This window comes from Legionella maceachernii, from assembly GCF_900167045.1.
GTDB classification, from domain to species: Bacteria; Pseudomonadota; Gammaproteobacteria; order Legionellales; family Legionellaceae; genus Tatlockia; species Tatlockia maceachernii.
Map to the genome: position 1 here is coordinate 52,498 of NZ_FUXJ01000014.1, position 20,835 is coordinate 73,332.

Here is a 20,835-nt window from a genome sequence, read left to right on the forward strand (position 1 = left end):
TCGTACTGGCTTGTTCAGGAGGGCAATAGTATCATAGTTTGTTTTGGACTACCGAGTCGCTTATTTTGGAAAGGTAATCATCAGGATGCGAGAAAAACCGGTTTGTACTCATAGAACAGTCGTTGCCAAGTCAAGATTATTTACTGTCGAAGAAATGCATCTTCGTTTTGCAAATGGTGCTCAGCGTTGTTTTGAGCGAATTCGTAGCCATGGTCATGGGGCAGTATTAATTGTTGCCCTGACGGCGGGTGAGTCGCTGCTGCTTGCACGCGAGTATGCCGCCGGAACGGACACCTACGAACTCAGTTTTCCAAAAGGGTTAATTGAAAAAGGTGAATCTTTATTTGAAGCCGCTAATCGTGAGTTGCGTGAAGAAGTCGGTTTTGCTGCGAAAAAATTAGACTGGTTGAAAACAATGACTTTAGCTCCTGCTTATTTTGGTGCAAAGATCGATTTAGTCGTTGCCAGAGATTTATACCCTTCGCCTCTTCCTGGAGATGAGCCTGAGCCTCCTGAAGTCATCGAGTGGCCTTTAAGTGCTTATAATGAGTTATTGGTGCGTCCAGATTTTTCTGAAGCGCGCAGCATTGCTGCGCTTTTAATGGTAAAACAATGGTTAGAAAGAGGAAGTGAACAATGAATAAACGAGTTAGAATCGCCGTCACTGGCGCTGCCGGGCAAATTGGATATGCTTTATTATTCAGAATTGCATCAGGACAAATGTTCGGTCCAAATACGGATATTGAGTTGCACCTGCTTGAGTTAGAACAAGCTTTGCCAGCGCTTGAAGGGGTCGCAATGGAGTTAGAAGACTGCGCCTTCCCACTATTGAAAAACATTGTTTGTACTTCTGAGTTAAAACAGGCAATGGATGGCATAAACTGGGCCTTATTGGTCGGTTCCGTACCTCGTAAACAAGGCATGGAGCGCTCTGATTTGCTGCAAATTAATGGCGGAATTTTCACTAAACAAGGGAAAGCGATTAATGACTACGCGGCTCAAGATGTTCGTGTCTTCGTAGTAGGAAATCCCTGCAACACAAATTGCTTAATTGCTAAACATCATGCCAGAGATATACCGGATGATCGATTTTATGCAATGACTACTCTGGATGAGCTACGAGCGCGTGCTCAGCTTGCAAACAAAGCGGGTGTTGATGTAACAGGAGTGACCCAAATGACCATTTGGGGGAATCACTCTTCGACACAATACCCTGATTTTTACAATGCTAAAATCAATGGTTTTCCGGCAGCAACGGTCATTGAAGATGAAGAATGGTTAAAGAACACTTTCGTTTCCACAATACAACAACGAGGTGCTGCAATCATTAAAGCCCGTGGTGCTTCATCTGCGGCCTCGGCTGCGAATGCCGCCATTCATGGCGTTCGCTGCTTAACCAATGATACGCCATCAATGGAGTCTTTCTCCGTTTGCCGCAGCTCTCAAGGGGAGTATGGGGTGGATGAAGGCTTAATTTTCTCGTTCCCTTGTCGTCGTGAACACAATGACGTGCATGTGGTGGAAAATTTGAAATTCAATGAATATAGCCAAGCGAAATTCAATGAAACGTTAAATGAGCTTCGCCAAGAACGAGACGCTGTTAAAGAATTAGGCTTGCTTGATTAATCTTTCCAGTAAATTAAAAAGGGGCAGAGAAGGTTTGCCCCTTTGAATTCTTCTAAACACACATCGACTCTTCTCGATGAGGTCCAATAGCTTGTCCATGGAACGTTGGTTAAGGCGTTAAGGGTCTGACTTTTGATTTGACAAAACAGGGACTCCTCTTCTACAGTTTTATTGTTTGCTATTTAAACATTGAGGAAAATTTTTATCTAATGGATTAATCCATATAAAAATAACCTATTGCTTATGGAACTATAAGGAGATAGTCATGAAAACAATCAAAACATTATTCACTGTTGCCGTTTTAGGTATAGCTAGTGTAGGTGCAGCAAATGCAGCTTGGATGTGCTCAGTTTCTGATGCTAAACAGTTGACATTTACGGGGACCGGCGGGGATCGTGCAAGTGCACTGGCTAGTGCAATGGCTGCTTGCTCAAAAGGTTCAACTTATGCGAAAAATTGCGTAGTGCAAAACTGCTCTCAGCAATAACTCCTTAGATCTTGGGTAAGGGAATAATGACAATAAAAAACCCCTTACCCATGATGATCAACCGACAGCAGCATAATAACTAAAAGGAACGAACAGTTCTTTCCCATTGATCTTAACTTGTGCAAAAAGTTTAATTGCTCCGGCTTTTTGCGGCTCAATATGAAAGTTAAGCTCAGGACCCCCTCTATCTGCTGCTTGCGAAGGTTCGATTCCCATCGGATGAACGTGCACTACGGTGTTAAAATCGTCACTAAAGCCAACTATGTGAGCATAAGCCCCCATGATGGGTTCCAAATTGTGCACCGGATTTCCTTGAGCATCACTGATCTCAATTTTACCCATTGCTGCTTTGCCTAGTTCGAGCTTAGGCTTATCAAAAGACAATTTAAATTTATACCCATCAACAACTGTTTCAGTGGTAATGCGTGGAATGATTTGAGCAAAATGAGACTTCGCTTTGTATAAATCAGCAATAACATATTCTTGTTGCATGGTGTTGATAGGCACAAGGTCAGCCCAAATACGATAATTAGCGTCCTTTTTATTGGGTTTCCAAGAAAATTGATATACACCAGGCTCATCGGTTGGAACAGGATGGACATGACTGTAATCACTGAGACTATCATCAATAATGAGCATGTGGATTTTCTGAGTGTGTACTTCGCTAAGATCTTGCAAGGAGATGGGTTTATTGGTCTTAATTTCAGTTAATTTCACAAAAACCAAGTTTTTCCCCCGTCCACTCACTATTCTTTCCACGGACAGCTTAATGATAGCTGGGCTCTTTTTTTCAGTCATTGCCGTAGGATGATGCATTCCATGGGTATGAGCCAGGCTAAGTGGCAGATAAAGTGAACTTAAAAGAAAAATACTTGTTTGAAGGAAGGATTTAGCTAACATTTGCAAATTTATCACTGTGTTCTTCTCCCGATTGGTGAGCCATCCGTTTTTCTCGACGTCTCTCCATTGCATTATAGAGTGTTGGTACAACAATCATATTCAAGAGGGTTGATGTAAAAAGCCCACCTAGTAAAACCTGCGCTAAAGGTCTTTCTAACTCTTTACCCACCGGTGAACCCCACAGCAGCGGGATTAAACCTAAAGCAGCGGTCGCCGCAGTCATTAAAACAGGAACAAGTCGGTCAAGTGTTCCTTGAATCACGATGTCTTGTAGCGGTTTGCCTTCTGCTTTCAATTGATTGTAGTGACTGACCAAAATAATACCATTTCGAGCAGCAATTCCAAAGAGGGTAATAAAACCAATCATCGCAGCCACACTCATTTCACCACTCGTAAAATAAAGGGATAAAACACCACCAATTAAGGCTAAAGGTAAATTGCATAAGACTAAAAGGGCTTCTCTTACTTGTCCAAAGGCCTTATGCAATAGAAGCAGCATGGCGACAACCGCTAAAATACCTAAAAACAAAATGGTTTGTGTTGCTTGTTGCTGACTTTTGAATTGCCCACCGTATTGAATAAAATAACCGTTAGGGAGTTGAATTTGATTCTTAATCTTTTCTTGAACTTCACGGATGACGCTTCCTAAATCACGCCTTTCCACGTTAAAACCTACTGAAATCATGCGTTGCGTGTTTTCGCGACTAATCGAAAAGGGTTGTTCTTCTTCAACAATTTGTGCGACTGCACGCAAAGGGATTTTATCACCATTCTCTATCCCTGCTCCGTGGGCATCGATTAGCATGTCTTGTACTGCTCTGACCGTGTCTCGTCCGGATTCAGCCATACGAACGTAAAGATCAAAGCTCCGCTGTCCTTCCAAGACGCTAGAAACACGGACCCCATTCAGTAGGGTTTGTACATCTTCAGAAATTTGGCCGACATTGATGCCATAGCGGGCTGCTTTTTCACGATCAATTTTAATGATCAATTGAGGGACATTGATTTGCTGCTCTTTATTAATATCGACAACACCTGGAATGGTTTTTAGCAAGGATTCCACTGATACGCCTAATTGATTAAGCGTTTGTAGATTGTCACCAAAAATTTTGATGGCAATTTGGGAGCGCACGCCAGAGAGGACCTCATCCATGCGATGGGCGATAAATTGACCAATATTGAAAACGGCACCAGGAATATTGGCTAAGTCTTGACGAATCCGCCTAATTAATTCGGCTGAGCTCACGCTTTTATCTTTATCAAAATTAAGATTAACATCGAATTCACTCACATTGGGAGGTAGAGCATCTTCATCAATAGCACTGCGCCCGGCCCGCTGAGAAATAGAAATCACTTGTGGGTATTTGAGGAGTTGTTTGCGAACTTGTTGGCCAATCCGCATGGATTCATCGAGCGATGTGCCAGGGAGGGTGGCCATGGCAATAATAAAATTCCCTTCATGAAATTCTGGAAGAAAGGCTGTCCCAAAAAAAGGTATAAAGGCGAGCGCAAGCACAAATCCTAAACCAGAAAGGCTAATTACTGACCAAAGGTGATTAAGAGCCCAATTTAAAATACGCTGAAAACGCGCTTTAAGCGCTCTGGAAAAACGTGTTTCTCTTTCGGTGGAACTGGCTTCAGGGTTTTCTGTCATTTGTGCAATTCGTTCTTCTTTGGTCATCGGATGCAAAATGACTTGTCGCTCGTTTTGTTTTTCCCGACGATTGACTAAAAGCAGGTAGCACAGGGCAGGAACCATAGTAATGGAAACGACAAGAGAGCCAATGACGGATGCAATATACGCTACAGCTAAAGGGCTAAAAATTCGTTCTGCAATGCCTGAAAGGAAAAAAATGGGGAGAAACACTAGGCTAATAATCAGCGTGGCATAAATTACCGAATTTCTAATTTCAAGAATTGAATCAAAAACCACTGCAATAGCGGGTTGAGGCGAAATGGATAAGCGATTTAAATGTAAGCGTCGCAGGACATTTTCCACGGTGATAATGCCATCATCGACCACTTCACCAATGGCGATGGCAATTCCACCAAGCGTCATGGCATTGATCCCAAAACCAAAAAGATACAACACTAAAATTCCAAGAATAAACGAAACAGGCATTGCCATGAAGGTAATGAATGAAGCACGAATGTTCATTAAAAAAATAAATAGCACTAAGATCACAATGAGCGCACCTTCCAACAGCGCCCAACTTAGATTTTTTATGGCTGATTCAATGAAGTTAGCTTGGCGAAACACATTTGTGTACAATTTTACACCAGATGGAAGTGAAGCTTTGATTTCATCTAATGCTTCTTGAACCTTAGACGTGGTGGCTAAGGTATCCGCACCGTACGTTTTAGAAATGGTACCAATAACCGCATGGTCAAGATTATAAGCAGCATCACCGCGTTTTATTTCACCACCGAAAGCCACAGTAGCAACATTGTCGATGGTAATAGGAATGCCTTTGCGTGTGGTAATAATCGTTTGCCTGATGTCTCCTAGTGTTTTTACTCGGCCAATTGCACCCACGATGAGTTCTGTTCCCGATTTTTGTAAAAAAGCGCCGGGGACATTGCGATTTGAATTGGCTAAGGCTTGGTTCACTTCTTCTACGCTGATTCGATAAGCAAGCATGCGAGCGGGATCCAAGCGCACTTGATATTGCTTTACTTCACCTCCTAGTGAAACCACAGAAGCAACACCCCCCAACGCAAGAATTCGTGGGCGAATAACCCAGTCGGAGATGGTGCGCAGTTCTTCCGGAGATACAGTGTTACTGACCAGCGCATATTTCATAAGCCAACCCACGACCGAAATAACCGGCAGCATTACTGGGTTTGCACCCGAAGGTAATTGTCCCATCACTTGTTGGATACGCTCGTTAATTAACTGCCTATCGCGATAGATGTCTGTTTTATCCGCAAAAACCACTGTAATCGTGGACAGCCCCACTGCAGTTTTAGAGCGCACCCGCGTGACACCAGGAGTACCATTAATCGCGCTCTCTAAAGGGTAGGTAATGAGGGCTTCCACTTCCTGCGGAGCTAACCCAGACGCTTGAGTTTGTATAGTGACTTGTGGGGGGGCGAATTCAGGAAATACATCCACAGGCATTTTCGTTAGGGTATAGCCGCCATAAAGACATACGGCAATGGTGATCGCCAAGATGAGGAGACGGTTTTTTAACGACCAACTAATTAAGTATTGAAACATCTTAATCGATCCTTTCCGAGAGGGTCCCCGTGGGGCCATTTTTTATTGAGAGCCTCTGTATTTTTTATTAATCACTTCTTTCTTCTACTGGTTGAGGTTTACCGCCTGTTAGCCAGTAGGTGTAAAGCTGACGATTACCTTGGTTGACGACCTCATCGCCAGCCGCCAAACCGCTTAGAATTTCGGTATAGTTATCATCACTGATACCCGTTTTAACGACAACATGCTGATAAACATTCCCTTGTTTTCTAAAAACAAATTTTTCATTGTTTGCTTCTATGATTGCTGAATTAGGGATAACTAGCGCGTCTTTATTTTCTTGTAAAACAAGGTTGGCGCGGGTAAACATACCTGGTTTTAATAAATCTTTTGGATTATCGAGAAGAATTTGAACGTTTACGGTGCGCGTGAGTGGATCAAGATTGGGCTCAATAAGGCTCACTTTTCCTTTAAAGATTTGTTGGGGATAGCTTAAAACATGCAATCTGGCTTCTTGTCCTACCTTAACTTTTCCTAAATCTTCTTCGTAAGCTTTAGCAATCACAATGAGTTTTGAGCGATCAGAAATATGAAAAAGCACGGTATTAGGAGCTACTGCCTGACCAAGATTGACATTACGAGCATCAATCACTCCGCTCATCGGGGAATTCATCACGACACTTGGTGGCGGATCACCGATAAGCAAGGATTGTACTTTTAACAAGGGTTGGCCCACTTTTACCTTATCTCCTAAATTCGCATAAAGTTGAGTTACATTGCCTGAGATTCTCACGCTGACATCCGCTTGGGCATTCGGTAATAGCTGAATTTCTCCGTTGAGTCCCAATGTCTCTTCAAGCGGTTTAGTGAACACCTGGGTTGTTTTTAAATCAATAAGTTTTGTTTGTTCTGGATTGAGCGAAAAGGAGTTTTGCGGTGGTCCTGATATTTCGAAACGTTCTCCATGAGCAAATACCAAAGAGATTGTGAATAAAAAGGAGAGGAAAACGAGTGTGTTGCGCATAAGATTATTTTGTAAAGTCATGTAAATCCCTTTTATCAGTCAGATAGGAGCACAATGAAGTATGACCACCATTACCCAGGGCTGTACAAAATTTCACTAAAGCTTGTAAGTACTTTTCGAGCATATTGAGATAGGCGACTTGAAGATCATTTTGTTGGCGCTGTATTTGTAATACTTCAAGGAGAGATACTTGACCATTTTTGTAAGCATCCCTTGCTAATTTAACGTTACGAAAAGTAAGTTTTACTGTTTTTTGACGAGATTGTTCAAGTGCCCTTTCTAAGGCTTTTAATTGCGCATAATTACTTGCAACTTCAGTTTGAATCGTTAATTTCAAGGCTTGCATTTTACCAATTGTTTGCGTGCCGACTGCACCGGCTTCCATTATTTTGCCCTTATTTGCATTAAATAAAGGAAAAGGGACTGCCAGGCCTACACTTAAAGCGCGATCAGGTTTTTGTGGATCACCACCTTCCACAAAAATTTTACTTTGTTGAAAAGCGACTCCCACGGTCCAATCAGCCCATCGCTCAGCACGGGCGAGCTGTTGTGTCGCTTGGGCGCGATTTAAGCTGAGTTGAAGTATTTGCATATCTGGACGCTGTTTCAGTGCTAAGGCTTGCGCATCGGCGACGCTGATGGTGAGCTGCCCTTGTTTGGGTAGTGATTTATCGAGCACTAAAGGGGAGGTGGCATCGCGTCCTAATAGTTGATTGAGTTGCGCTATTTGGCTAATGCGCAAGCTTTCTAGAATTTGTTTTTCTTGAAAAATACGCTGGTATTCTAAGCTTGCTGAGTTGGTATCCAATTCAGAGACCTCAGCGGCATGAAAGCGATTTTCGGTGACTTGCACTAATTTTTTATTAATGGACAAAAGATTTTTAAGTTGTTTTAAACGATAATCGGTAATCAGAATGGCATAATAATTGTCCGCGACCGCGCCCTTAAGTTTTCGTTTAGCCTCTTTAATTTCAGTCATTGCAATGGCGATATCAACCCGAGCAACATTTTTTTGACGGCCAATTCGACCGGAAATGGGAAAATTTTGGGTAAATCCTGCGCTGCGTGTGTACTCTCCTTCTTTGCTAAAGAATTGATCGTCCGTGTTATTCAAATTTAAACTGGGATTGGGCCATAATCCTGCTTGCACCAAGCGGGCTTGAGCGACAGCAATATTGTACCGGGCGGCTTTTAAGTCATTGTTATTTTCAATGGCTATGTGGGTTAATTGATTAATTGTTAAACTTTGCGACGCGTTGATGATAGACGCCTTACCTGTCAGACTGAAAATAAAGAACCAGGTGACGATTTGAGACAATAGTCCACTACCTTTCAATGCCCCGCGACATGAGAATGCGGGATCTAGGCATGAGAAAGGGACCGGAGCTAACGCTTTCTTTGTCATAAGGTTATCCAGCGTAAGCGAAGTGCATTAGTAATGACAGAGACCGAGCTGAGTGACATTGCCGCAGCAGCGATCATTGGGTTTAAGAGTAATCCAATAAAAGGATAAAGTACCCCTGCGGCGATAGGTATACCCAATGCGTTATAAATAAAGGCAAAAAAAAGATTTTGACGTATATTTCGCATGGTGGCTTCAGAGAGATGGCGAGCTTTAACGATGCCATGTAAATCGCCATGAAGCAAGGTAATGCCAGCACTTTCTATGGCAACATCCGTTCCTGTTCCCATTGCGATGCCAATATCCGCTTTAGCCAGTGCAGGTGCATCGTTAACTCCATCTCCCGCCATGGCAACAATTCGGCCTTTTTCTTGTAACTCAGTCACAATGCGGCTCTTGTCTGCAGGTAAAACTTCAGCAATCACCGTTTTAATGCTCAGTTTTTCAGCGACGGCTTTAGCCGTTTTCTGGTTGTCGCCAGTGAGCATGACAATATCGATCCCTTTGTCTTGTAAGGTGTGTATTGCGTCAACCGTACTGGATTTAATTGGATCTTCGACTGCTAAGAGGGCTGCAATTTGATTTTCCATGGCCATGAACATCACTGAAGCGCCTGTTGCCCTGAGTTCATCTGCTTGATTGGAAAGGGCCTGAAAATCGATTTTCAATTCTTGCATTAAGGCTGCGGTACCCACCACGATGACTTGATTGTTAACTGTACCACGTACCCCTTTACCCGTTATCGCTTCAAAGTCGCTTACTGGAACAAAAGGTAAATTTTTCTCTTTCGCGGCTGTTACAATCGCATGAGCTAAAGGATGTTCGCTATAATGCTCCACTGAGGCGGCAAGAGGAAGAACTTCGTCTTCAGTAAATTGTTGTGTCGTTATAAGTTGCGTTAATTTGGGACGGCCTTCAGTCAGAGTTCCCGTTTTATCCACCACTAAGGTATCGATTTTTTCCATGTGTTCGAGTGCTTCAGCGTTCTTGATGAGTACCCCATTTCCTGCTCCCTTTCCTACGCCAACCATGATTGACACAGGAGTAGCAAGTCCTAAAGCACAGGGACAAGCAATGATTAATACCGAAACCGCAGCAATGAGCCCATAGCTAAACGAGGGGGCAGGGCCAAAGCCGAGCCATAAAATGAAGGCCAATAGGGCAATAAAAATGACGATAGGCACAAACCAGCCAGAAACAGCATCGGCTAAACGTTGGATAGGCGCTCGGCTACGTTGTGCCTCACTAACCATTTGCACAATTCGTGAGAGCATTGTATCACTGCCTACATGAATTGCTTTCATCACAAAGCTGCCGCTTAGATTAATGGTCGCACCAATCAGTTTGTCACCAACTCTTTTGCTCACAGGTAATGATTCGCCAGTGACCATTGACTCATCGACATTCGATTGGCCTTCTATAAGTTCCCCGTCCACAGGAATTTTCTCTCCAGGACGCACGCGCAATAAATCCCCTGTTAAAATGTGATCGAGCGGTATTTCTGTTTCTTGATGGTTTTGATCGAGCCGATACGCTGTTTCGGGTGCTAGTTTTAACAACGCGCGAATAGCCCCTCCTGTTTTTTCGCGTGCTTTTAATTCAAGGACTTGACCCAATAAAACCAACGTGGTTATTACTGCAGCGGCTTCAAAATAAACGTTAACCATGCCTTTTTCACTGAGCAAACTCTGAGGAAAAAGGCCAGGGAATAAAGTGGCTATCACACTGTACCCCCAAGCGACAGCGGTACTCATTGCAATCAAAGTGAACATGTTTAAGCGATGGGTTGTTAACGATTGCCAACCCCGTTGAAAAAACGGCCAGCCACACCATAAAACCACTGGCGTCGCCAATACCAATTGGATCCAGCTGGACAAACGGATTGGAAGCCAGCTTGCAAAAGCGTGTTCGCCCATGGCGAATACGAACACAGGGATACTGAGAATTAAGGCAATCCAAAATCTTCTTTGCATATCAGCATATTCTGGATTACCTGTGTCTTCGACGCCCATCGTCTCAGGCTCTAATGCCATACCGCAAATTGGGCAATTTCCAGGCTTTTCTTGGCGAATTTCGGGATGCATTGGGCAAGTGTAAACCGACTCACCCTCTACCAAGGGAGCTTTAGGTATTTTTGAATGATTCATCGAATGGCAGCAGCTGTGTTTTTCTGCAGAAGGGTGTTGGTTATTTTCCACAATGGACAATCCTCTGTTGAAGCGGAATACATTCATTCTAGCAATGGTAAGCAGACAACACTATGAGATATTTGTGTTGTAACTTATTCTGTTCTACATTTAGCAGAAGCAGTGACCAAAAATTAAATAGAATGAATTCCTTGTCTATTGGGAATTTTGATGTGAAGGGACCAATCATGATTATAAAAACCTGCGATATGACCAATGTAAACCACGTAATTACCCCCGATGAAAATTATGAAATAACGCTTGATTCACCTGCCATTGATATTTTTACGGATTTCAAAAAGACACCGCCTTTAGTTATTGACCAATCATTGGATGTTGTTACAGCTGAAGATTTAATGAAAAAAACACATGTCAAATTAAAGTTGGTGTTAGATAAGGGTGAGTTTGTTGGTACGCTAGCTTATGAAGATTTGATTGGTGAAAAGGTAATGTTTCGTACGAATCACGTTCATCGAGCGAACATTCTTGTCGCTGAGGTGATGACACCCAAAACGTGTTTAAAGGCAATCGCATTTAGCGATGTAAAACGAGCAAGAATTAGGGACATCGTTGAAACGCTCAAGAATGAAGGAAAACAGCATTTTCTTGTCATTGATGGAGCAGAGCATCATATCCGGGGGATTTTTTCTGCTTCAGATATTGCTCGACGATTGCATGTGCCAATTAATATCGATAGAGCCTCTACATTTGTTGATATTTATAAGGCGTTGAATCATTAAATGACAATCGAAGGGGGTGAGGGTTAATGCTTAAAATGCCTATACCCAGTAAACACCATAATTATTCCCGCTTGATTAGCTGCATCGATGACCTCTTTATCGCGCACGGAGCCGCCAGGTTGAATAATGGCGCTAATCCCTGCTTGTGCTGCCAATTCAATATTATCTGCAAAGGGAATAAAGGCATCTGATGCCATCACGGCACCTTGGGTCGCAAAATTAGCCTGTTCTGCTTGCCATAAACCAATGCGAGTACTCATGACTCGACTGGTTTGCCCTGCACCGATACCTATTGTTGCGCCTTCTTTTGCAAAAACAATGGCATTGGATTTCACGTGTTTGACCGCAGTCCAAGCAAATAATAAATCTTGCATGAGTTGATCAGAGGGCTTTTGATGAGTAACCGTTTGAAATTCTTCACTACTGACTAAAAAATCATCATGCTCTTGGACAAGTAAACCGCCATCAACGTGGCGCAGATCTAACTTGAATTCAGCATTGGTTTGCCATTTACCGGTACTCAGCACACGGATGTTGGGTTTTGTTGTTAAAACAGCTTGCGCTTCCTCGCTAATAGCGGGTGCAATAATAACCTCGGCAAATTGCTTGTCGAGAATGGCTTGTGCTGTTTCACCCGTTAAAAGCTGATTAAATGCCAAGATGCCACCGAAACTAGAGGTCGGATCGGTTTGAAAAGCGCGTAAGTAAGCATGTAATTGAGTATCGCCGAGGGCGATCCCACAGGGATTTCCATGCTTGACAATTACACAAGTGGGTATCTCAAGTGGAAAGGATTTAACACAATCGAAAGCGGCATCTGCATCGAGAAGATTGTTATAGGAGAGTTGTTTGCCTTGAAGCGTTTTGGCAGTGGCTAAAGAGCCAGTGGGTGGATTTTTATCCGTATAAAATATTGCTTGCTGATGAGGATTTTCTCCGTAACGTAATTCATAGCGTTTGTGAAACTGACAAGTGAGCGTGGATGGAAAACCAGAAGGCTCTCTTTCTTCATTCAATGTTCCCAAATAATTGGCAATGGCTGCATCGTAAGCAGCGGTATGAGCAAAGGCTTTCTTAGCTAATTCAAACCCCCAATTAACAGGAGCCTTCTGGGCCTGAATATACTTGATCAATAATCCGTAATCATCAGGGGTGACGACAACAAAAACACGAGCATGATTTTTCGCAGCGGCACGAACCATTGTTGGCCCACCAATATCGATGTTCTCAATTGCTTTTTGAAAATCGCAGTCATGATGACTAATAACTTGTTCAAAAGGGTATAAATTAACAATAAGTAAATCAATTCGTTTGATCTGATGCGCTTGTAACACTTTCTCATCTTCGGGGAGATCGCGTGCTAATAGCCCTGCATGAATAGCAGGATGAAGCGTTTTAACGCGTCCATCCAGCATTTCAGGAAATTTTGTACACTCACTGACATCAATCACTGGAAGCTGGTGTTTAGTGAGTAAAGCCGCCGTATTGCCGGTAGCGACGAGCTCTACCCCTTGCTCATGCAGGGTTTTTGCTAATTCAACTAAGCCGCGTTTATCAGAAACACTCAGCAAAGCCCTTTTGGGGGTAAAAGGGCGGAATTGTTGTTTATTCATTATGTTAGCTCTTTATTAGTGATTAGCGACGGGTAAAAGTCAGCAGCGACCAACCTTCTAAATCCGTTGATGATTGATGAGCAAAATCAGCTTGGTAAGCCTCAATAAGCGAAGCGGCTTGTTCGTTGAGAATGCCCGAAACAATTAATACGCCCTCATTGTTGAGTAATTTTTTAAATTGAGTGCGCAAAGTCAACAAAGGAGCTAATAAGATATTGGCAATCAGGACATCAGCAGGTTCTCGCAATATTTCCGGAAAACCAATATCCAACTGTTGTGAATCAATTGCATTCATTAAAGCGTTGCTTTGAGTTGCTTGCAGTGCTTGCTCATCGATGTCAACAGCTTGTACTCGTGCTGCACCTAGTTTTAGCGCTGCTAAAGCAAGAATACCTGAGCCACAACCGTAGTCAATGACTGTTTTGTTGGCCAGTTCAGCTTGATCGAGCCAACGCAAGCACAGTGAGGTGGTTGGATGAGTCCCCGTGCCGAATGCTAGCCCTGGATCAAGAATTAGATTAACTGCCTCAGGTTCGGGCGGCTCGAGCCACGTAGGGCAAATCCACAATCGTTGACCAAAGCATTGCGGCTTGAAATCATCCATCCAGGCACGTTCCCAATCTTGATCAGGTAATTCGCTAATAGCAAAAGACAGATGATGGAATTGAGCAGCCAGGTGTTGTTTTGCCAACGCTGCTTCTTTGATATCTGTATAAAGTGCATTCACGATGACATCAGGCCAAAGGGGGGTTGTTCCAGGTTCTGGCTCGAGGACGGGGTCATCGTATTTATCGGTCAAGGTGATCGATAAAGCCCCCATTTCTTCGAGGGCTTCACTGATTGAGTCCACCTCATCACGATGGCATTGTTCAATTTGTAACTGATACCACACAACTTATTCCTTGAGCATTTTTTCGAGGTAATGGATGTTTGTGCCGCCTTGCACAAACGCTTTATCTCTGAGAATACGCTGATGCAATTCGATATTGGTTTTAATACCATCAATAATAATTTCATCTAATGCATTACGCATTCTCGCAAGAGCTACTTCTCGTGTTTCGCCATAACTAATTAATTTCCCTATCATGGAATCATAATTGGGCGGCACGGTATAACTACTGTAGATATGCGAGTCAAAACGAATACCAGGCCCACCAGGTTGATGCAGAAGGCGGATTGTTCCCGGTGAAGGCATGAACGTTTTGGCGTCTTCTGCATTAATCCGGCACTCGATGGCATGGCCTTTTAATTGGATATCTTCTTGTTTTAAGGTGAAAGGCATATCACTAGCCACTTTGATTTGTTCTTTAATTAAATCAATGCCAGTGATCATTTCAGTCACAGGGTGTTCAACCTGGATACGCGTATTCATCTCAATGAAATAAAAACAACCTTCTTGATACAAGAATTCAAAGGTTCCCGCACCGCGGTATTTGAGTTCCCGGCAAGCATTCACTACGGATTGTCCTATTTTTTGACGTAATTCAGGCGTAATGCCTGGGGCAGGAGCTTCTTCCAATACTTTTTGGTGGCGTCGTTGCATTGAGCAATCACGTTCACCGAGGTGTATAGCATTTCCTTTTCCATCGCCTAAAACTTGAAATTCAATATGGCGTGGATTTTCTAAGAATTTTTCCATGTACACAGTGGGGTTATTAAAAGCAGCCTTTGCTTCGCTTCGGGTAAGGGCAATGGCATTAAGCAAGTTGGCTTCGTTATGAACTACTCGCATCCCACGGCCACCTCCACCACCCGCGGCTTTGATAATAACGGGAAAGCCAATTTGACGTGCTAATTTAATATTGTGATTATCATCGTCAGTTAAAGGACCATCAGAGCCTGGAACGCAGGGGACGCCTGCTTTTTTCATCGCAGCGATGGCAGATACCTTATCTCCCATTAAGCGAATGGTATCTCCTTTAGGACCGATAAAGCGAAATCCACTTTGCTCAACAATATCGGCAAAATCAGCATTTTCTGATAGAAAGCCGTAACCAGGATGAATAGCAACGGCGTCAGTAATCTCAGCCGCAGAGATAATAGCTGGGATATTTAAATAGCTTTTTTGCGAGCTTGCAGGTCCTATACAAACCGTTTCGTCAGCAAGGCGTACATGCAATAAGTCTTTATCCACATCCGAATGCACGGCTACGGTTTGAATGCCTAACTCTTTACAAGCTCGCAATATGCGAAGTGCAATTTCACCACGATTGGCAATAACAATTTTACTGAGCATTAAATATACCTTTTATTCTTCGATAATAAACAGGGGTTGGTCATATTCAATCGGATCACCATTGGTGGCAAGAATTTCAATGATTTTGCCCGCACGATCAGCTTCAATTTCGTTAAACATTTTCATTGCTTCAACAATGCAAAGTGTATCGCCCACTTTCACCGACTGACCAAGGGTAACAAAAGGAGGTGCATCAGGAGAAGGTGAAGTATAAAGGGTACCTACCATAGGCGAACGAACTTTGTGCCCCGGCTTAGTGACTACCGTTTTGCTTTCAGCAGGAGAAACTGGCGGAATGGTTGCCGGTTGAGGCACAGATTGGGGTGGGAGCGGTGCTGCATAACGCATAGGGGCTGGTGCTTCCACAGCATAACTATGACGGCTCAAGCGAACTGACTCTTCGCCTTCTTTGATTTCGATTTCTGAAATCCCCGTTTCTTCTAGCAATTCGATCAATTTTTTGATTTTGCGAATATCCATCGATAATAACTCTCTAAATTAATTAAATTCTTCTATTATGGCTTGTAATGCTAAGGAGTAACCCTTAACACCAAGCCCACTAATCACGCCGCGGGCTAAGTCAGAAAAATAGGAATAATGGCGAAAGGGTTCGCGCGCATAAATATTGCTGATGTGAACCTCAATGAAGGGAATTGACACCGCAGCTAAAGCATCACGCATAGCAATGCTAGTATGAGTAAACGCAGCCGGATTAATTATAAGATAACCGACTTTACTGTCGCCCGCTTGATGGATCCAATCAATTAACTCAGCCTCGGAATTGCTTTGCTTACTATTAAGCTCAAACCCAGATGCTTTAGCTTGTTTACTCAGTCTGGCATTCACTTCTTCAAGTGTCGTAGAACCATACACTGAAGGCTCTCGTAGACCAAGTCGATTCAAATTGGGCCCATTTAGGACAAGTATTTTTTTCATCATAAGCTGGTTTACCAAAATTCATCGGATTCTGCCTGAACTTTCTGATAATGTCCAGATGTCCGATGATATCGGCATGATCTCTACACGATAACCGGAAGTTTGCTGCCATGATTAAGGGGGCTATTCGCTGTGAATGATGTTATTTCCTGATTTGAGTTATGCTATTTATATAATGAAATGGAATGATGATTATGGCGACCACTCCTATAACAGACAACTGGAACTAAACGGCCCTTAAGTCCAGGAGATATCACGGTTGCCATGCCAGGTGTGTTAGTCAGTGTGCATGTTGCTGTGGGTCATCATGTCATTGAGGTCAGACTTTGTTAGTTCTTGAAGCAATGAAAATGGAAACGGAAATTCATGCGCTTTTCAATGGCATTGTAGTGGATGTTTTCTGCAAGAAAAGAGATAAAGTAACACCCGCCCAGGTTCTACTTTCTATTGAGAAGCATTGACCTCCATCGTTAGCGATGCCCGGCTTTTAAAATACGCTCTCTAATGGCTAGCCATTCCCCTTGTTTGGGGGGCAATTCAATAGCAATAAAAGCAGCCTCTGATTGATCTGCCCGCCGTAACTGATAATAAAGTTCGAAAGCTACTTTTTCAGGTGTATTGGGGAGTTGATAGTAAAGTTTCGCGTTTGCGTCGGGCATAGGAGCAAAGGCAATGACATAGACAGCAGATTGGGACTCCTGACAAAAGCGTTGTATGGCTGCACTATCGGAAAAACAATACAGCGGCTTTTCGGGTTGATAATGGCTTGCTAATCGCCCGGGAGCTCTTATTGCGCTGGGTTTTTTTACCTGTTTTCCAGTTAAAACAGCATTAATTTGCAGCTCATTAATTGAACCATGACGTAAAATCTCATACCCTTCAGGGCTAGTGGCTGCAAGAATAGTCGATTCAATTCCTACCTCACAGCGTCCACCGTCGAGGATTAAAAGTTTATCCTGCTTAAAACTATCTTGAACATGGTTAGCGGTTGTGGGACTAATTTTACCAAATGGATTAGCAGACGGGGCGACTAAAGGAAAATTAAGTCGGTGCAAGAGTGCTTGGGTAACGGGGTGTTTGGGGCAACGTATGGCAACCGTATTTTGACCGCCTGTAATGAATGGACTAATGCAGCCCGATTTGCTCTTCATCACCAAAGTAAGGGGACCGGGCCAGAAATGTTTCATCAAAATAGGAACATAATCAGGGATATAAGAGACCCATCGCGATAATTCCCAACCTTCGGCAACATGCATAATCAACGGATGATTCAAGGGCCTATTTTTTATGGCGTAAATTTTTTTTATCGCACAGTCATCTTCAGCATTGCCTGCGAGGCCGTAAACTGTTTCAGTGGGTATTGCTACCACCTCACCTTGCTGTAAATGAGAAATAGCTAATTCAATGTCGGTCGTGATAGTGCTCATAGGCGATAAATGTCTTCAGATAGCGAAAATGTGAGTGTTGAATTATTACTCAAAATTCCGCTGAGGCAAACATTAATGATAAAAAATTTTAGTAGGTTCTCAGCAAAAGACAGGTATCTTGGCTCTAAAATCCCTGATAAAATGATAATTCGGATTTTAGGAAGCCCAACCTCAGGATAAAACCGCTTACCCAAAATTCGTAAATCAAACTCAACGGGTAAGTTCAAACTTAGTTGTTATCAGGCTTAACAAACAGGATGTTGTGGGCTGATTGTCAATTCAATAAGAAAATATCCCATTTGTTCGATTTGATAGCGCATAGCGGCTATAGGGCCTTATTGTGCAAAAAATAGACATTTGTGGATGGATTATTGCAATTGGTTGCTCACTAGACTAGCAGGGAAATGTTAACAACAGCGACAGACCCAGGACGAGTTTGCCTCATGCTTACTTTAAGGAGAAAGTCTAAAATGCAATTAAATTTTCGCTTGTCCGTTCCAGCAACTTGTTTAGGATTAGCCGCAATCACTTCAGCACAAGCCGTCGAACCAATGCCTCTGCAGCAAGCATCTTTTAAGAGGATACAACAGCAATTCCAATTGGTTCTACCCGGTGTTGCAAACGCTGGAGGAGCTCCAGATACTTTGCAGTTTATCCAGCAACGCACGGACAAAAATCACGTAACCCATGTTCGCATGCAACAGCAATATTTAGGTTTCGAAGTGTACGGCGGTTATGCCATTATGCACAGCAAGGCAACAGCTATGCATTTGCTGAATACTCAGAATAATGTGTGGATGAACGGGGTCTTATATCGGGGTTTGCCTGATGAATTGGGTCAACCCTCAGCCGATTTTATTAAGAATACCATCGTCGCTCTGCAACAATTTAAAGCACACTATCAAGGCAAGGATGTAAGTGAAGAGCAGGTCACTCCTATGGTCTATATTGATAACCAACACCAAGCGCATTGGGCTTATCGTGTGAGTATGTACATACGTCATGAGCACCAAATTCCCGAAAGATCCACAGCGATTCTTGATGCAAAAACCCACAAGTCTTTCATTCAGTGGAATGATATTAAAACGGCTCGTATGGCAGTAAAAGGAACTGGTTATGGGGGCAATAGTAAAACGGGTCAATATCTTTTTGGGAAAACGTTTCCTCTATTGGATTTGACTTACGATAACCTATTAAAAACGTGCTATATGGAAAACGCTGCAGTGAGAGTAGTGGATATGGAGCACAAGTATCATTCGTTAAATCTTCCGATGAAATTTAGATGCAGAAATTCTCAAGACAATAATCCACTTACTTTTTGGACCGGTTACCGAAATGATGGTTATGACAAAATAAATGGAGGATTCTCACCCACTAATGATGCATTGTATTTCGGTTATGCCATAAAGCACATGTATCGTGACTGGTACGATATTGAGGTTTTATCGAAAAAAGGAAATTCAATGCAGATAGTCATGCGCGTGCATTACGGGGAGGGTTATGATAATGCGTATTGGGATGGTAGACAAATGACGTTTGGTGATGGTGATTTAACGAGTATGTATCCCTTAGTATCCTTGGGCATTGGTGCTCATGAAATCAGCCACGGTTTTACTGAGCAACATTCTAATCTCCAATACACGGGGCATTCGGGTGGTCTCAATGAGTCGTTCTCAGACATGGCAGCGCAGGCTGCGGAGTTTTATTCCACTGGCAAAAACACTTGGTTAATTGGTGCCGAAATTATGAAAAAGGGCAGTGGTATTGAAGCATTGCGCTATATGGATAAGCCCAGCCGAGATGGACAATCGATCGATTCGGCTGAGCAGTATTATGAGGCATTGGATGTGCATTATTCCAGTGGTGTCTACAATCGTTTGTTTTACTTGATGTCAACACTATCAGGCTGGAATCCACGAAAAGCCTTCGAAGTCATGGTGAAAGCGAATATGGATTATTGGACTCCTACCGCAACCTTTGATGAAGCAGGTTGTGGTGTACTTAACGCCACCCATGATTTCGGTTTTTCAGTGGATGATGTGAAAAAATCTCTGGCAGCTGTCGCTGTTAATTTTGATTCCTGCGTCATTGGAAATAATGGTTAAAGGGTTTTGTAAAATTGTCCCAGACACTCTGCTACGGTGTCTGGGTGCTCCATATGAACATGATGTCCACCTTCAAGGTAGTGAATTTGTAAGTTTTTTATTGCTTCCTCACGCGTTCTTCTTTGTCCTTTATCGAATTCAAAACCATGACTAGCCCAAATGAGACAACTTTTTGCTTGAATATTATTTAAACACGACAAAATTTGATTTTCAGTCAGCCGTAAAGGTGTCGCAAGCAGCAGACGCCTGTCATGTCGCCAGTAAAAAGTCTCTTTTCTTCTCTGCAGTCCACGTTGGCTAATAATTTTGATGTATTTGGGAGCTAAAAACCCGTGTTTAGCTCGCGCATGGACTGCCAATTCCAATGAAGGATAAGCTTTTACTTCGTGAGCTGCGTCTTCACAAGCGAGCTTGGCGTATTTTGCCAGTTGCGCGCAACAATGTTCTTCTAAGTCAGAAAAGGGGCCAAGCCCTTCTATTAAAACCAGAGATAAAATTTGATCAGGGACAACACCAGCAACAAGACTTCCTAAACAAGCACCCATGGAATGGCCTAAGAGATGATATTGGTCAAAACCAAGCGCTTTGGCAATTTGCAAGACATAGAAAATACCATCCACAAAATGATAATAACAGCCTTCAGGTAGATGAGATGAATGTCCATGTCCGGGCAGATCAATCGCGATAACATGGAATTGCTTTGATAAGTAAGGGGCTAGCAATTCAAAAGAATTGGCGTTATCGAGCCAACCATGAATCGCAATAAGGGGAGGCAAGTAAGGTTCTCCCCAGGTTTTATAGGCAATAACAAATCCTGGGATAGTGAGAGTGGATGCATTCATGTCTTGAGTCATTACGATTATTTTTATTAATATATTTTTATTAATAATAACCTATGTTAACAACATTTGTCGTAGTGCATTGTTGAGACAAAAGCAAATTGTTAGAATAAAT

The 20,835-nt window shown here is 42.8% G+C and carries 18 protein-coding genes; 6 read left to right on the forward strand and 12 right to left on the reverse strand.

Features of this window, described 5'->3' with window-relative positions; genetic code table 11:
- Positions 1–85: 85 nt before the first annotated feature.
- The 3 genes from nudE to B5D33_RS12210 all read left to right on the forward strand — a co-directional run bounded on the left by nudE (position 86) and on the right by B5D33_RS12210 (position 2,113).
- Complete coding sequence (gene nudE / locus B5D33_RS12200; RefSeq protein WP_058453516.1) at positions 86–640, forward strand: ADP compounds hydrolase NudE; 555 nt, start codon at positions 86–88, stop codon at positions 638–640.
- Positions 637–1,626, forward strand: coding sequence for a malate dehydrogenase (locus tag B5D33_RS12205; protein WP_058453517.1), 990 nt, complete (start codon positions 637–639; stop codon positions 1,624–1,626). The genes nudE and B5D33_RS12205 overlap by 4 nt, the downstream gene beginning before the upstream one ends.
- A gap of 265 nt (positions 1,627–1,891) precedes the next feature.
- Complete coding sequence (locus B5D33_RS12210; protein ID WP_058453518.1) at positions 1,892–2,113, forward strand: hypothetical protein; 222 nt, start codon at positions 1,892–1,894, stop codon at positions 2,111–2,113.
- Between the two features lie 57 nt (positions 2,114–2,170).
- Here B5D33_RS12210 and B5D33_RS12215 read toward each other — a convergent pair whose 3' ends face one another.
- From B5D33_RS12215 to B5D33_RS12235, 5 genes are all read right to left on the reverse strand, one after another.
- Entirely contained in the window at positions 2,171–3,013 is an 843-nt protein-coding gene (locus tag B5D33_RS12215; protein ID WP_058453519.1) for a hypothetical protein, read from the reverse strand.
- Entirely contained in the window at positions 3,003–6,233 is a 3,231-nt protein-coding gene (locus B5D33_RS12220) for an efflux RND transporter permease subunit (protein WP_058453520.1), read from the reverse strand. The genes B5D33_RS12215 and B5D33_RS12220 overlap by 11 nt, the downstream gene beginning before the upstream one ends.
- Before the next feature lie 67 nt (positions 6,234–6,300).
- Entirely contained in the window at positions 6,301–7,257 is a 957-nt protein-coding gene (locus B5D33_RS12225) for an efflux RND transporter periplasmic adaptor subunit (RefSeq protein ID WP_058453521.1), read from the reverse strand.
- Positions 7,241–8,641, reverse strand: a complete 1,401-nt coding sequence (locus tag B5D33_RS12230) for a TolC family protein (protein WP_078767444.1) — start codon at positions 8,639–8,641, stop codon at positions 7,241–7,243. Before B5D33_RS12230 ends, B5D33_RS12225 begins: the two co-directional genes overlap by 17 nt.
- Positions 8,638–10,836, reverse strand: a complete 2,199-nt coding sequence (locus B5D33_RS12235) for a copper-transporting P-type ATPase (protein ID WP_058453522.1) — start codon at positions 10,834–10,836, stop codon at positions 8,638–8,640. The genes B5D33_RS12230 and B5D33_RS12235 overlap by 4 nt, the downstream gene beginning before the upstream one ends.
- A 176-nt stretch (positions 10,837–11,012) precedes the next feature.
- Between B5D33_RS12235 and B5D33_RS12240 the strand changes: the two genes are divergently transcribed.
- Positions 11,013–11,564, forward strand: a complete 552-nt coding sequence (locus B5D33_RS12240) for a CBS domain-containing protein (RefSeq protein ID WP_058453523.1) — start codon at positions 11,013–11,015, stop codon at positions 11,562–11,564.
- 23 nt (positions 11,565–11,587) lie between these two features.
- Here B5D33_RS12240 and purH read toward each other — a convergent pair whose 3' ends face one another.
- From purH to aroQ, 5 genes are read right to left on the reverse strand one after another with little or no spacing between them, the layout of a single operon-like run.
- A complete protein-coding gene (purH, locus tag B5D33_RS12245) occupies positions 11,588–13,180 on the reverse strand; it encodes a bifunctional phosphoribosylaminoimidazolecarboxamide formyltransferase/IMP cyclohydrolase (protein ID WP_162263035.1) in 1,593 nt (530 codons plus the stop codon).
- Between the two features lie 19 nt (positions 13,181–13,199).
- Positions 13,200–14,069 (reverse strand): 50S ribosomal protein L11 methyltransferase, encoded by an 870-nt coding sequence (gene prmA / locus B5D33_RS12250; RefSeq protein ID WP_058453525.1) that lies wholly within the window; start codon positions 14,067–14,069, stop codon positions 13,200–13,202.
- 3 nt (positions 14,070–14,072) lie between these two features.
- The gene (accC, locus tag B5D33_RS12255; RefSeq protein WP_058453526.1) at positions 14,073–15,413 is read right to left on the reverse strand and encodes an acetyl-CoA carboxylase biotin carboxylase subunit; all 1,341 of its coding nucleotides are present in this window, start codon (positions 15,411–15,413) and stop codon (positions 14,073–14,075) included.
- Positions 15,414–15,425: 12 nt separating this feature from the next.
- Positions 15,426–15,893 carry an acetyl-CoA carboxylase biotin carboxyl carrier protein gene (accB, locus tag B5D33_RS12260; RefSeq protein ID WP_058453527.1) on the reverse strand — a complete coding sequence of 156 codons (468 nt, stop codon included), beginning with the start codon at positions 15,891–15,893 and terminating at the stop codon, positions 15,426–15,428.
- A gap of 18 nt (positions 15,894–15,911) precedes the next feature.
- Positions 15,912–16,349 carry a type II 3-dehydroquinate dehydratase gene (aroQ, locus tag B5D33_RS12265; RefSeq protein WP_058453528.1) on the reverse strand — a complete coding sequence of 146 codons (438 nt, stop codon included), beginning with the start codon at positions 16,347–16,349 and terminating at the stop codon, positions 15,912–15,914.
- Positions 16,350–16,675: 326 nt separating this feature from the next.
- Here aroQ and B5D33_RS12270 point away from each other — a divergent pair, with 326 nt between their 5' ends.
- Positions 16,676–16,810: a biotin/lipoyl-containing protein gene (locus B5D33_RS12270; RefSeq protein WP_058453529.1), complete on the forward strand. Its 135-nt coding sequence runs from the start codon at positions 16,676–16,678 to the stop codon at positions 16,808–16,810.
- 9 nt (positions 16,811–16,819) lie between these two features.
- Here the strand turns inward: B5D33_RS12270 and B5D33_RS12275 are convergent, their stop codons facing one another.
- The gene (locus B5D33_RS12275; RefSeq protein WP_058453530.1) at positions 16,820–17,776 is read right to left on the reverse strand and encodes an L-threonylcarbamoyladenylate synthase; all 957 of its coding nucleotides are present in this window, start codon (positions 17,774–17,776) and stop codon (positions 16,820–16,822) included.
- A 470-nt stretch (positions 17,777–18,246) separates the two neighbouring features.
- Between B5D33_RS12275 and proA the strand changes: the two genes are divergently transcribed.
- Positions 18,247–19,881 (forward strand): zinc metalloprotease ProA, encoded by a 1,635-nt coding sequence (gene proA, locus B5D33_RS12280; RefSeq protein WP_058453531.1) that lies wholly within the window; start codon positions 18,247–18,249, stop codon positions 19,879–19,881.
- Here the strand turns inward: proA and B5D33_RS12285 are convergent.
- Positions 19,878–20,723: an alpha/beta fold hydrolase gene (locus B5D33_RS12285; protein ID WP_058453532.1), complete on the reverse strand. Its 846-nt coding sequence runs from the start codon at positions 20,721–20,723 to the stop codon at positions 19,878–19,880. The two genes, proA and B5D33_RS12285, sit on opposite strands and share 4 nt — an antisense overlap.
- Positions 20,724–20,835 lie beyond the last annotated feature (112 nt).